We start from the raw sequence: 14,536 nt of genomic DNA on the forward strand, positions 1-14,536 counted from the left end.
ATACAAAGGTGGTTTTTTTATGTTTCAAAAAATAGCAAAGGAATGTTTAGCAGGATTTACTGTTGCGATTGTTGCGTTACCACTTGCGATTGCATTTGGTATTGCTGCGACAGGAACGTCTGAGGGAGCGCTTGTTGGATTGTATGGTGCGATTTTTGCAGGTTTATTCGCAGCGTTATTTGGCGGGACACCTGGGCAAGTAACGGGGCCAACTGGACCAATTACCGTTATCGCAACAGGAGTTATTGCGACGCACGGGTTAGAGGCAAGTTTTATTGCCTTTATGATGGCAGGGTTATTTCAAATTTTATTCGGTGTATGTAAGCTCGGTTCTTACGTTCGATATATTCCGTATCCTGTCGTTTCAGGATTTATGAATGGTATTGCATTAATCATTATTTTAGGCGAAATAAAGCACGTACAAAATAGTTTTCTACTTGTTGTGTTAACGATTATTGTAATGATTGTTTCTGGTAAATGGATTAAGGCGATTCCGTCTAGTTTAGTAGCACTAGTCGGTGTGACAGCTTTGCTACCTTTATTTTCTTCCCTACTCGAAGGACTTACAGTAAATTTACCGATTATCGGAAATCTTTCATTAAACAAAGTAATTGAAAAGATTGGAACCATTCCAGAAGCGATGCCTACGCTTCATATTCCATCTTTAAGTGGAACAGGAATAGCAGCACTTATTTTACCAGCGCTTAGTATTGCTTTATTAGGATCGATTGACTCGTTGTTAACATCGGTCGTAATGGATAATGTGACAGGTACACGTCATAAAAGTAATAAAGAGCTCGTTGGACAAGGTATCGGTAATATGATGAGCGGATTGTTTGGCGGATTAGCAGGTGCAGGTGCGACTGTAAGGTCTATCGTGAATATAAGAAGTGGCGGTAAAACGGCACTTTCGGCATGTATGCATAGTGTTATCTTATTCATTTTTATTATGGGTCTTGGTTCGGTCGTACAATATATTCCACTTGCTGTATTATCAGGTATTTTAATTTTAACTGGTATTGGAATGTTCGATTGGGGAAGCATGAAAAAGATGCATGTCGCTCCTAAAGGTGATGTCGTTGTTATGCTCGTAACGATGATTGTAACGGTGAAGTTCGATTTAATGATTGCTGTTGCATTCGGTATTATTCTTTCGTTCATCATATATATAGTGAAATGTAAAGAACGCAAAGCTTCTATCGTAAAAGAAAAAGAAGAAACGTACACAATTCAAGGACCGCTCTCTTTCCTATCAGTAGATCGTATTTTCTCTACTTTACAAGATGTGAAGTCACCGGTTGTTTTACGTATGAAAGATGTGCGTTATATGGATGTATCAGGAGCTATGGCATTATTAAATTTTGTTGAGCAATCAAATAAAGTAGGAGCAAGTGTAAAGCTTGAGCAAGTACATCCGAGTATTGAAAAAACAATCATAGTAATGGCAAGCGATGAACAGAAAGAACAATTGAAAATCTTAAGTGTTTAGATGGTAATTAGAATATCTCACAATTTTACATACATTATAATGTAGAGTTGTGGGATATTCTTATAATGTTTTTAGTAATATGTACTGCAGTGATAGAGAAGAGCTCTTTTTGAGTAAAGAAAACAGTTATAATGTGTACATATAATGGAAGGAATTAGAAGTTAGAGTGTGAAGAGATAGGCGTGAATTGGTTCTCTTTTCTATTTTGTAAAAAAAACCAAGTATTCAACCTATAATAAATTTGTTATGATAACCAATGGGATAAAGTGAATCCCTATCGTTTAAAACAATATGTTTGAGAGTATATGTATAAAAGAAAAGAGAAAAAATATGAATAAAACATTTGTAAAAGGAGCAGCGATTTTAACAATTACAACTTTTTTGTCAAAATTGCTTGGTAGTTTTTTTCAAATTCCATTACAAAATATTGCAGGAGATGAAGTGCTCGGTATTTTCCGTCTTGTTTTTCCTGTATATATGATTGCTCTTACATTATCGGTAGCCGGAGTTCCACTTGCAATTTCGAAACTAATTGCAGAGTTGAACGAAAAAAATAAGCAAAAGGAAATTGCGAAATTATTTACATCAGCGTCAATTATAGGAATAGCATTTGGCGTTTTCGGCTGTTTATTCATTGTATTATTTTCTATTGAAATTGCAAATATGCTTGGTGGACAAGAAACTAGAATGCCGTTGCTTATTACTTCATTAGCATTACTCATTGCTCCATACATGGCAGTTTATAGAGGGTATTTTCAAGGTTTCGGTGATATGAAACCAACAGGGGTATCACAGGTCATTGAGCAATTTGTACGTGTGTTTTTTATGTTAATAATTGCTTACATACTAGTATCATGGGATAAGAGTAATACTGTTATTACTAGTGGTGCGATGGTTGGCTCTTTTCTTGGAGTCATTAGTTCGCTTATATATTTGCGTATAAAATATAATAGAAGTCCATACTACAATAAAAGCAATTCCTATTCACTCCGAGATTTAAGAGAAAACGGCAAAAAGATATTGAGGGTATCGATCCCAATCGCTATCGGAGCTTTATCAATGCCACTTTTAAATTTAGTAGACTCGCTTACAATACCGCATGTATTACAAGGATCATCAACAGAAATTCAAGAACAATTTGGAATATACAGTCGCGGTTTTGCATTCACGCAAATAATTGTTATTTTTGCAAGTGCAATTGTATTTCCGTTAATACCACTCTTAACTTCCGCATTGGCCAAAAGAGATATAAATTTGGCGAAAATAACAATTCAAAATACAAATCGACTAGCGCATGTTTTGACAGCGCCGTTAACAATATGGTTGATGGCATTAACAGTACCGTTAAATGTCGGATTGTTCACAGACGTAAAAGGCAGTAGTATGTTAACAGTTATGATTGGCAGTTCGTATTTTACTGCGGTTATGGTATTATCAATAGGTGTTTTACAGGGCATTAACCGTTCTGCACAAGCTGCATGGATAGTTATTGGTGCGAGTTGTGTGAAAGTCGTGTTAAACATAATGTTCGTGCAGAAGTTTGGCATAGATGGAGCGGCGTATAGTACATTCATTACTTGCGTATTGATTTGTATTGTAAATCATTTGTATATTCGAAGCTATATTGCCTATTCTATTCATTTAAAAAGTTTTTTTGGTGTGCTAGCAATAGCATCTATTTTAGGACTAGGATTGTATGAACTATTTAATGTGATAGATGTTACATCTTCAAGAATTATGACGTTATTATTCAGTGGTATAGCATTAAGCATTACAACCATTTTGTATGGTGTATGTGCTTTGAAATTAAAATGGATATCAATAAAAAAAATACCATTTTTGAAAAGATAAATATAAAAATTTAATTTTTTATTAAAATTCATATGAGCTGATAAAGAGGAAACTATGTAGGGTATTAAGTGTTTAGGTAAGGAATGGGTACCAGTTTATGTTAGATGAAATAAACGGTTACCTAGTTTTGGAGGAGATTTAGGGTGCGTTTAGTCTTATCAGGATATTATGGTTTTTATAATGTTGGAGACGAGGCGATTCTACAATCAATTATTGAATCGTTAAGTAAAGAGAACCCGGATATAGAACTAGTAGTACTATCAAATGATTCTAAATATACAAAGGAAATGTATGGTGTAGAATCGGTAGATCGCTGGGATATAAAAGCTGTTTATCATGCGATCAAAAACAGTGATGGAGTTATTAGTGGTGGCGGGAGCCTTCTTCAAGATCAGACAAGTACGAAGAGTATTCTATATTATACGGGTATTATGGGACTCGCTCGATTATTAAAAAAGCCGTATTATATTTATTCACAAGGAATAGGTCCAATTACAAAAGGATATAATCGTCTATTAGTAAAATGGAACTTGTCAAAAGCTTCCTATGTATCAGTTCGAGATGAGGATTCGTTTTTATATTTAAAAGGACTTGGCATAAAAAACGATATTGAAATTGTTCCAGACCCTGTTTTAACATGGAAACGGACAAAACAATCGGATTGGTTGCAAAAACATTCGATACATGGAAAAGTAATCGCGGTTAGTGTGCGTTATTGGAATGCAAAAGAAGATTATATAAAAAAATTAGCAGCGGCATTAAAAAAATTAAAGCAAGAAGGATACCAAATTCTATTTGTTCCAATGCATGAGCCATTTGATCAAAAAGCTTCGCGTGAAGTAGTAGACTTAATGGGAGAAGAGACGTATATGCTTCCATATAAAATGGATATCGACGAGAAAATATTCATTTTATCACAATGTTCATTACTAATTGGCATGCGTCTTCATGCACTAGTTTTTTCTGCTGTAGCCAAAACTCCAATGGTCGGGATTTCATACGATCCGAAAATTGATTCGTTTTTAAGTCAAGTGAATCAGCCAGTTATAGGAAGTGTGGATGGCGAATGGAGTGCTGAATATTTATATGAAATTGCGAAAAAGCAATTAATGCAACAAGGAACTGTGCAGCAAGAGTTACAATTGACAATAGATGAGCTTCGGTTGCAAGGCAAACAGGCAACAAAGAAACTCATTGATCATATGGAAAAAGGCACTTTATTAAGAAAGTAAAGTGTCTTTTATTTTGTTTTGAATGTAATGAAAATTCTAATTAAAAAACGTTTTATTTTAATTCCTATTTATTATGCTAAAATGATTGTGAGTATTATATAATCAAATTTGTGATAATAAATTCGTAGATTACGAGGAGGATAACCTTGAAGACTTTTTCAAAAGGTATAACAGCAGTGGCATTAACGGGATCATTACTTTTAACTCCTATTTCAAGTTATGCGGCAAATGATGATATTACAGGACATATGTTTGAGACGCATATGCGCTCACTTATTACTAAAGGAGTTTTAATGGGGTATGGAGACAATGTATATGCGCCTGATAAATTAGTAACAAGAGCAGAGTTTGCTACATTCATAGCAAGGGCTTTAAATTTACCGAAAGCTGATTCGAATTTCGAGGATGTGCCGAAGACTTACGGTTTATATGATGGTGTAAGTAGAGCATATGGAGCGAAAATTATTAATGGTCGTACGAACGAGACATTCTCACCAAATGATGTGATTACACGTGAAGAAATGTCGATAATGGTAAAGCGAGCGTTAGACTATAAAAATATTAAAGTAGCTGTAAGTCCGCTTACCTTTACTGATAAAGATAGTATTAACTATAAAGAGCATGTGCAAGTTATGGTGGCTACTCAAATTATTAAAGGGTATCCAGAAGATAATACATTTAGACCACATTTATCAGCTACAAGAGGGATGGCTTCAGCTATGTTGGATCGTATGCTTCAGACGATTGAAAAAAACGGAAATAGCAATCCTGTAGAAACTAAGAAATATGTTGTGACAAATGTAAGAGAAAACGGAACAGAGCAAGAAGTAGAGCGCTATAATACGTATAAAGAAGCGGTTACGGCTGCTCAAAATAAAGGTATGAATGCGGTAAAATACGAGAACGAATTTTTATGGATTAAAGATGGTTTTGCAAGTGCGAAAAGAATAACTGGGCAAAACATCATTAATATTTATGATGAGAATTTATCAACAGTATATACGTATATTCAGTATGGAACAGAATTGAAAGTGTTAGAAGTTGGCGAAGATCGTGTGAAAGTTCAACTTTCTGGTTTGACAGGTTATGTGAAGAAGAATGAAATCACTTTAATTCCTACAAATGAAATGAAACAGTCGTCTTATTATGTGAAATCAGATGGATATTTATACCATAAATATTATACATATAATACAAGTTCACCTGGATATACAGAATTTAGATATGGTGTGGCACCTTCTTTCATGAAGCAAGGACAGCAAATGTATAGTGTAGATGGAAAGACATTTGGAGACGAAACTTTCTATCAATATTTCAATTATTTATCATTACGTTCGAAAACAGATTATACAGCTGAACAACTAGATAGTTATGTGAAATCGATTAAGCCAGACTCTCCATTAATTGGTTTAGGAAAGAAATTTAAAGAAGTAGAAAGCAAGTATAATGTAAATGCATTATTCTTATATTCATTAGCAATTCATGAAAGTTATTATGGAACAAGCGCTCTTGCAAAAGACAAAAATAATTTATTTGGTTTAAAAGCAACAGACGATAGTCCATATGGTAACGGGGAAGCATTTAATTCAAAAGAAGATTGTATTGAACATGCAGCAAAATTATACATGAATGAAGGATATTTAAATCCAGGACATTGGCGTTATACAGCAACATATACAGGTGATAAAGCTGCTGGTTTAAATGCAAAATATGCATCTGATGCGAACTGGGGTAAAAAAGTAGCGGGGCACATGAACCGTTTTGATTCTTATTTGGGTAAAAAAGAATACAACAAGTATAAACTTGCACGTGTGATGAATAACGTGGAAGTGAAAAAGAATCCTAGTATATCAAATGAGCGACTGTATCGTTTAAATACAAATGCAGTTGTCACAGTTACTGGTGAAGAAATAATAAATGGAAAAGCTTGGGTTAAAGTTATTTCAGATAACCCTACTGTAACAGAAGCGTATATCGCAAAAGAAAGCTTAGAGTACGTAAAACATTAATTAAATAAAAAAGAAGGTGCTACTAATATTTCGTAGCACCTTCTTTTTATCCCGCATTAACGGGCAGTAATCCCCCACCTCAAAATTCAGTGGAAGCAAGGAAGTTAGGTGGGGGATGAACTGCCCGTAAAAGCCCGATTGGTTCAACTAATAATCAGTGGGGGATGAACAAAACCCCCACTGATTAAAGTTTCACTTTATTCAATTTCAAAATCAACAATGATATAAGCGAGAATAACAATGAAGAAAATACTAACGGCTGGCGCTGTTAATACGTGGCCAGACATAAAGCCAATGCCAAGTGATAGAATGAGTGTGCTCGCTAATAGCATATACTTTACGGTCATGATTTTCTTAAAGTTTGTGATCATGCGGATGAATAATTTAATACCAAAGTATAGAAGTGGTATTAAGTAAATAAGGAAACCGACAATTCCAAAGGCGAAAAATAGGTCATGGAAGTCCATTTCAATTAATTTAATTTTATCTGTGTAGTTACCAGCGTAACCCATTCCGAATAGTTTTTGTGAAAGCGGTGCGTCTTTATAGTACTGTTTGTATGTTTTTAAGAATTTGTCGCGATCACTGTAAATCAAACTTTTCATTTCAGAATCTGTAAGTTCACCTTTTGCATGTTTTTTTGCATCTTCTGGATCTTCTTTAATTACTTTTCCTTCTTTTCGATCTTTTTCTTCTTGTACTGATTTTTTGTATTCGTATATTTGCATGTGAATGCCCATATTTTTTGCGATAGGAGTATGCGGTGTAAGAGCAATTAAACCTCCTAGTATAACTGCGGCAACAACGGTATTTACAATATGTGTGAATCCTTTTCCTTCTTTTTTACGATTTATCATATATTCAATGAATGAGAAGAAAAGTGCTACGCCTAATGTAATAACAATTGCGCCATATCCGACTTTCGTTCCGACCATAATACTTGCATACATCGCAAGTATTGTTGGAATCCAGTAATATATTTTCGAGAAAGAAGTTGTTTTATGAATCGAATATAAGACAATGATTGGGAACATAATGGCGAAAAGAGAACTTAAATCATTTCCAGCGAAGAACCAACCTCTTGAACCGATTTTTGAATGAGGATAGCTTGGGAAATCCGTTCCAGTTTGCATTGCGACAATCATTGTGATGCTTAAAATTAAAGTTGCATATAAGAAATATGTAATGATTTTATGAAATACATACTCTTTATTTTTTAGCTCTTTAAAGGCGATAATATATCCAAACAGTAGCACAATTGGATATATGCTCTTTAAAATGAATTTAACTTCTTCTCCAAATGAAAATGGAGATTTAACCATCATATTATTTACAAGACCGATTGCGAGTGCGATTCCGAGTAAACATAAATAGAGGATGTACTTTTTCGCATCTTGTTGTTTGTGATGAAGAAGTAGGTATCCTAATGCAAGAAGCATAAAGGCGAAACGGACTACAACTCCAACTGTTGCGCTCATGTGTAGTATATAGATTGAAAAAGATGTTAATAAATCTAAAATTGGTTGAAACACAATGAATAGCAATAGGAAATGTGGGAAGTAGTTATCCGTTTGTTTCAACTTATTAACCATATGTTCCTCCAGTTCTTCATTCCTTTATTACAACACCCAAAAGATGGGTATAAAGCCTTTTTTACATAGTAAGGCGAATGAATTTCAATATTTGTTTTTTTATCAAACTTAAGAATACACCATTTCATTGTAATGGTAAATAGATGAAAAGCATGGATAAACCGACTTTAATTTCTATATTTTTCAACGGAATTGTATGTTTTATACGGTATATGTACAAATTGCGAGATTATTAGACAGAAAATTGAGAAAAAAGAAGGATTTTTCAATGGTTCTCTATAATTATATAAGTATAATCTTTATGGAGAAAAGAGGGGTATATATAATGGAAATAACAAGTAAAACAGAATCTGTCGTTGTGAAATATGAAGGCCACGTTGCAACGGTTATGGTCAATCGCCCAGAGGTGTTAAATGCGTTAGATGAGCCGACATTAAAAGAGTTATTACAAAAGTTGAAAGAAGTAGCGGAAAGTTCTGCGCATATCGTTGTGTTATGCGGGAACGGCCGTGGTTTTTCTGCGGGTGGGGATATTAAATCGATGCTTTCAAGTAATGATGAAAGTAAGTTTGATGGCATTATGAATACTATTTCTGAAGTTGTCGTGACGTTATATACGATGCCAAAGCTTGTTATTAGTGCAATTCATGGACCAACTGCAGGTCTTGGGTTAAGTATTGCGTTAACAGCTGATTATGTAATGGCGGATATATCATCTGTTATTGCGATGAACTTTATTGGAATCGCTTTAATTCCAGATGGAGGCGGTCATTTCTTCCTTCAAAAGCGCGTCGGTGAAAATATGACGAAGCAAATTATTTGGGAAGGCAAGAAATTATCGGCGAGCGAAGCGCTTGATATCGGCTTAATTGATGAAGTAATCGGCGAAGATTTCCAAACGGCTGTGAAGCAAAAAATTAATGAATGGTCACAAAAACCGATTAAAGCAATGATTCAAACGAAGCAAATTTTATGTGAAGTAAATCGCTCTAATTTAGAGCAAACATTGCAATTAGAAAAGCGTGGTCAATATGCAATGAGACAAACAGCGGATCATAAGGAAGGAATTGCTGCGTTTTTAGAGAAACGTTTACCAGCATTTAAAGGGGAATAAAGTTTGTCCATTCCTCACTGATTATTAGCTCGTTAATTCGGGATAAAGGGGAGAAAGTGCTAACACATTTTAGTATAATTGTGTTAGCACTTTTTTTAAGGAGTAATACATGAAGAAAATGATCGGTGTTATCACTATTATTTTGCTTACATATTCTGCTTTGCATAGTACACCATCTTTGGCAGTTCGGACTGCGTTGTTTTTTGAGGGACATCCAAGTGTTGCATTTTCTGACGGGGTGACGAAAGAAAAAGATGTGAAAAAAGAAGCGATTCCAGATGAGTATCAAACTCTATATGGTAAGGACGAAGACTTAGAGCACTATTTCTTTCCACATGTAAGAGCACATGGATCAGGAATTGATATGTTAAGTGCGTGCGTGAAGAAAAAATGGTTTTTCTATAAAGCAGAGCTCGGATGTTATTAAATATAGGAGGATGAATGATGTCAGCATATAACAAGTTAGTAAGAGATCGTGTTCCAGAGAAGATTTTAATGTCTGGAAAAACGTATACAGCACAAAAATTAACAGGTCAAGCATACATACAAGCTTTAGCGAAAATTGGAACAGAAGAAATTCGTGAATTTGCTTCTATGAAAGAACGCGAACATGCGCTAGATTCTCTTGCGGATGCGCTAGAAGTTATCATTTCATTAGCACGTGCAGAAGGTGCATCGATTGAAGATGTGGAACGCCTTCGTAAGAAAAAAGAAGTAGAGCGCGGTGGATTTGAAAGAGGTATTTATTTATTAGACGTTTCAGAAGAATAGTTTTATAGGAAAAGCATAGCGTTAATGAGTAACGCTATGCTTTTTTGTTGCAATGAAGCTAATAATGAAGAAGATAGCTGTTAATATCCAGCCGATTGTAATAGAAGTAGTAGTATGAATGGCATAAGAGATTTGTAAACAAAATAATGATGCTAAAAACCAAATGAGTGCAATGTGTATATATTTTTTTGATATATTCATATTTCAGGACTCCTTTTGTATACTAAAAAGAATTTTACTACAATTTAGAAAATTAAGCTATATAAGTAGAGGTTTTCTGGCGAATTTTGTATACTGAATAGTAGAGAAAATGAGGAGGAAACGACAATGGCACATCATACGAAAGAAACGATGGAACTGATTAAGGAGCTTGTCTCTATTCCGAGTCCATCTGGAAATACAGCAAAAATTATTAATTTCATTGAAAACTATGTCAGTGAGTGGAACGTAGAAACGAAGCGTAACAATAAAGGCGCTCTTATTTTAACGGTAAAAGGGAAGAATGATGCGCAGCACCGCTTATTAACGGCACACGTTGATACGTTAGGTGCGATGGTGAAAGAAATTAAGCCTGATGGTCGCCTGAGTCTTTCTATGATTGGTGGATTTCGCTGGAACTCTGTAGAAGGGGAATATTGCGAAATTGAAACATCAAGTGGCAAGACGTATACAGGAACGATTTTAATGCATCAAACATCTGTACATGTATATAAAGATGCAGGTGAAGCAAAACGCGATGAGAAAAATATTGAAGTTCGTATTGATGAGCGCGTATTTTCAGCTGATGAAGTACGCGAATTAGGAATTGAAGTAGGAGACTTCGTTTCATTTGATCCGCGCGTTCAAATTACAGAGAGTGGATACATAAAATCACGTCATTTAGATGACAAAGTAAGTGTTGCGATTTTATTAAAATTAATTAAAAGATTACAAGATGAAAACGTAACATTACCATATACGACGCATTTCTTAATTTCTAATAATGAAGAGATTGGATACGGTGGTAATTCTAACATTCCAGAAGAAACTGTTGAATACTTAGCAGTTGATATGGGAGCGTTAGGTGATGGACAAACATCTGATGAATATACAGTATCTATTTGTGCAAAAGACTCTAGCGGCCCGTATCATTACGCACTGCGTAAACATTTAGTAGAGCTTGCGAAAACGAATCATATTGAATATAAAGTAGATATCTATCCATACTACGGATCTGATGCATCAGCTGCGATTCGCGCGGGATTTGATGTGAAACATGCTTTAATTGGAGCGGGTATTGATTCTTCTCACGCATTTGAACGTACACATGAAAGTTCTATTGCGCATACAGAAGCATTAGTGTATGCATATGTAATGTCTAATTTAATTGAAGAATAATTTCATAGATAATAGAGAGCTGATAAAAAATAATATTTTTAATCAGCTTTTTATTTGGCGAAGCGATTAGGAGACATGTCCTAATCGTTTTTTTTATCCTGCTATTTGTGGGTTGATTAAAGTTTTATTTTATATACATTCATTATAAGTTATATATATGCGATTTTTGTTATAAGGCCGGAAACGTATTTACTATAGATATATAATGTTATACACTATGAAAGGAATTAATTAATAGTTAATATTTTTTAGTTAGCTTGAATAAAAAAATTGTATGAATATGAAGTTTTGAGAGGAGATTTATTTTTCATGAAGTACAAAGCAATAGCCGCAGGTTTATTAGCAGCAAATTTACTAGCACATCCAATTAGTAGTTTAGCAGAAACGAAGAAATTTCCTGATGTTTCAGATAGTGCGTGGTCGAAAGACGCAATTTATTATTTAGTAGAGAGAAATGTAATTAACGGTATGCCAGATGGTAACTTTATGCCATACGGAAATTTAACACGTGCCCAGGCAGCAAAGATTATCGCAACAGCAATTGGTGCTAAAGTAGATCCGAATGCAAAGCCGTCTTATAATGATGCAAAAAATAATTGGGCAGCTTCATTTATTGCAGCCATGGAAAAAGAGAATATTATTAAAGGGCGAGAACCAGGAGTATTTGATCCTGAAGGAAAAGTAACCCGTGCTGAAATGGCAGCTATGCTTGTAAGAGCATATAATCTGAAAAGCAAAGTAACAGGACCAGTTCCTACAAAATTCGCTGATTTAGAGAATCATTGGGGTAAAGAAGAAGTTAATATTTTAGTAGAATTAAAACTTTCTTTAGGTACAGAGAATGGCTGGAAACCGAATGATTCTATTACGCGTGAACAAGCAGCTCAGCTTACTGCGCAAACAGATAAATTTAGCAAGAATAGTGATCGTCCAGTAGAAACAAAGAAAATGTACATAGATAGAAAATTCATTACATATCACGCACCATCATTAAGTTCTGGGATTAGTGCGAATCAGCATAACCCACAAACGGTTGAAATTAAAGAAGAACGAGATGGATGGATCAAAATTGCAACAAGTAACGGTGATAAATGGACACCTTTAGTAGAGAAAACAGAAGTTATTAATGAAGGATTCACTACTTATGCAGAAGCTTCTTCTTCATCAAAAGTAATGGGAACACATAACGCACAGCAAGTAACTGTTATTGAAGAGAACGGCAGCTGGATTCGTATCCGCATGGGCGCTGGTTTCCAATGGGTTAATAAAAATCAATTAAATCCAGTGAAGCAAGGGAATTTCTTAGAAGGAAAAGCGATTATTATTGATCCAGGTCATGGTGGAGCAGATTCAGGTAATCCAGGTTATTATGAGAAAGAAAGTGAAACTGTATTAGATGTATCATTACGATTACAGAAAATATTTGAGAAAAAGACACCATTTACTGTGTTATTCACTCGTACAGATGATACACGTCCAGGAACAAGTGCTTCTGATTCTTTAAAGAAACGTGTAGAATTTGCTCAAAAAAATAATGGGGATATTTTTGTAAGTATTCATGGTAATGGCACGGAAGAGAAAAGTGGACAAGGTACAGAAACATTCTACTATGAATCAGCGACAGCAAGAGGAACAAATCCTAACGTATCAGAAAGTCGTTTACTAGCAGAAAAAATTCAAGAGCGTCTTGTAGATGCACTGGGAACAAAAGATCGTGGTGTGAAAAAAGGCGATTTATACGTAATTAGAGAAAATACAATGCCAGCTGTATTAGCAGAATTAGCATTTGTAGATAATAAAAGTGATGCAGATAAAATAGCTACACCAGCGCAAAGACAAAATGCAGCGGAAGCTATTTATCAAGGTATTTTAGATTACTATGAAGAAATGGGTAACAACGTGTCTTCTTTCCGTTAATAAATAATAAGAGATTGCCATTGGCAGTCTCTTTTATTTATTAACGTTTCTCTTTATTTCCGGCATATGATATCATTTAATTTTATATACAAAAAAGTATTTGAGTAATTGTAATCATAACAATTTTAAACGATAGAGGATGATAATAGATTGAATAATCATAGTAAAACACCTGCCTGTATATATACGTATGCATTTCGTGAGGAGGAGCGTGCTTTATGTTACTTGGAAATGCGCTCGTTCTTTGGAATGGAGTCGCACGTTAATATTTTAAAAAGTGATGTAAAAATTGACCCGAGTAGAAGTGCGTTTATGAAAGAGCGCGTTGAGGTTATGTATGAAGGGGACGACTTAAAAAGCATTTTAAAACAAGTGGAACAAATTGATTTAGCGGGGGCGTCGTTTAAAGTTATCTTCGTTAAAATCAATGACCTCGTTGGAGAAAATAAAATTGAATATGGAGAAAGACGTCTTATTGAACGAGACCTTGGCATGCATATTGAAGGAGAAGCGGATGTTCGTAATCCAGAGCGTGTATTCGGGATTGTTCCTCTTGGAGGACGCTGGTACTTCGGGCACTATGTAGAAAGCGAACCAGTTTGGTATCATCACATAAAAAAACCGCATAGTTATTCGACATCACTTAGCACACGTGTTGCGAGATCGGTTGCAAATATCGCTGTACCAAATCCAGAGGGAGTACGAGCAATTGACCCGTGCTGCGGTATTGGAACAGTAGTAGTAGAAGCACTTTCTATGGGGATTAACATCGTTGGTAGAGATATAAATCCACTTGTAGTTCTTGGAACAAGAAAAAATATCGCACATTTCGGATTTGAAGGAACAGTCACAAAAGGACCAATCGAGGAAATTACTGAGAACTACGACGTTGCCATTATCGATATGCCGTACGACCTATTTACGCATGCCACACCAGAAGACCAGCTCTCCATTCTTTCAAGTGCACGCCGCATCGCTAAAAAGGTAGTCGTTGTAACGATGGAGACAATGGACGACATGATCCATGAAGCAGGATTTGAAATTACAGATCGCTGTATTACAAGAAAAGGATCATTTACTAGACAAATTCTTGTTTGTGAATAGAAAGAGAAAGGTCACCCGTTTGGGTGACCTTTTTAGTGTAGTTTGATGTGTGATTGATTGGCAGTTTGCAGGTGGCGATA

12 protein-coding genes are annotated in these 14,536 nt (G+C 35.1%); 10 read left to right on the forward strand and 2 right to left on the reverse strand.

Translation table 11 applies throughout. From position 1 onward, the window contains the following. Positions 1–19 precede the first annotated feature (19 nt). The 4 genes from CQ064_RS26540 to CQ064_RS26555 all read left to right on the forward strand — a co-directional run bounded on the left by CQ064_RS26540 (position 20) and on the right by CQ064_RS26555 (position 6,581). Positions 20–1,489 (forward strand): SulP family inorganic anion transporter, encoded by a 1,470-nt coding sequence (locus CQ064_RS26540; protein ID WP_000486667.1) that lies wholly within the window; start codon positions 20–22, stop codon positions 1,487–1,489. Between the two features lie 330 nt (positions 1,490–1,819). Continuing rightward, positions 1,820–3,340, forward strand: a complete 1,521-nt coding sequence (locus CQ064_RS26545; RefSeq protein WP_001044011.1) for a putative polysaccharide biosynthesis protein — start codon at positions 1,820–1,822, stop codon at positions 3,338–3,340. 143 nt (positions 3,341–3,483) lie between these two features. Then, entirely contained in the window at positions 3,484–4,572 is a 1,089-nt protein-coding gene (gene csaB, locus CQ064_RS26550) for a polysaccharide pyruvyl transferase CsaB (RefSeq protein WP_001241597.1), read from the forward strand. Between the two features lie 146 nt (positions 4,573–4,718). After that, on the forward strand, positions 4,719–6,581 hold the full coding sequence (locus CQ064_RS26555; RefSeq protein ID WP_000847495.1) for an S-layer homology domain-containing protein: 1,863 nt from the start codon (positions 4,719–4,721) through the stop codon (positions 6,579–6,581). 197 nt (positions 6,582–6,778) lie between these two features. Here the strand turns inward: CQ064_RS26555 and CQ064_RS26565 are convergent, their stop codons facing one another. After that, complete coding sequence (locus CQ064_RS26565) at positions 6,779–8,173, reverse strand: O-antigen ligase family protein (protein ID WP_000247522.1); 1,395 nt, start codon at positions 8,171–8,173, stop codon at positions 6,779–6,781. A 301-nt stretch (positions 8,174–8,474) separates the two neighbouring features. Between CQ064_RS26565 and CQ064_RS26570 the strand changes: the two genes are divergently transcribed. The 3 genes from CQ064_RS26570 (at position 8,475) to CQ064_RS26580 (ending at position 10,058) form a co-directional block, all read left to right on the forward strand. Continuing rightward, positions 8,475–9,287 (forward strand): enoyl-CoA hydratase, encoded by an 813-nt coding sequence (locus CQ064_RS26570; RefSeq protein ID WP_003269647.1) that lies wholly within the window; start codon positions 8,475–8,477, stop codon positions 9,285–9,287. A gap of 109 nt (positions 9,288–9,396) precedes the next feature. Next, entirely contained in the window at positions 9,397–9,714 is a 318-nt protein-coding gene (locus tag CQ064_RS26575; RefSeq protein WP_000738198.1) for a hypothetical protein, read from the forward strand. A gap of 17 nt (positions 9,715–9,731) precedes the next feature. Further along, on the forward strand, positions 9,732–10,058 hold the full coding sequence (locus tag CQ064_RS26580) for a nucleoside triphosphate pyrophosphohydrolase (protein WP_001277348.1): 327 nt from the start codon (positions 9,732–9,734) through the stop codon (positions 10,056–10,058). 21 nt (positions 10,059–10,079) lie between these two features. Here the strand turns inward: CQ064_RS26580 and CQ064_RS26585 are convergent, their stop codons facing one another. Further along, complete coding sequence (locus tag CQ064_RS26585) at positions 10,080–10,259, reverse strand: hypothetical protein (protein ID WP_001027083.1); 180 nt, start codon at positions 10,257–10,259, stop codon at positions 10,080–10,082. Between the two features lie 126 nt (positions 10,260–10,385). On the opposite strand from CQ064_RS26585, the gene CQ064_RS26590 reads away from it, so the two are divergent. The 3 genes from CQ064_RS26590 (at position 10,386) to CQ064_RS26600 (ending at position 14,456) form a co-directional block, all read left to right on the forward strand. Further along, complete coding sequence (locus CQ064_RS26590; protein WP_000930086.1) at positions 10,386–11,435, forward strand: M42 family metallopeptidase; 1,050 nt, start codon at positions 10,386–10,388, stop codon at positions 11,433–11,435. A 309-nt stretch (positions 11,436–11,744) separates the two neighbouring features. Beyond that, positions 11,745–13,352: an N-acetylmuramoyl-L-alanine amidase gene (locus CQ064_RS26595; protein ID WP_000875330.1), complete on the forward strand. Its 1,608-nt coding sequence runs from the start codon at positions 11,745–11,747 to the stop codon at positions 13,350–13,352. A gap of 150 nt (positions 13,353–13,502) precedes the next feature. Next, positions 13,503–14,456 (forward strand): TRM11 family SAM-dependent methyltransferase, encoded by a 954-nt coding sequence (locus tag CQ064_RS26600; protein WP_001059324.1) that lies wholly within the window; start codon positions 13,503–13,505, stop codon positions 14,454–14,456. Positions 14,457–14,536: the final 80 nt, after the last annotated feature.

Source organism: Bacillus sp. MYb78 (assembly GCF_002975115.1).
GTDB classification, from domain to species: Bacteria; Bacillota; Bacilli; order Bacillales; family Bacillaceae_G; genus Bacillus_A; species Bacillus_A cereus.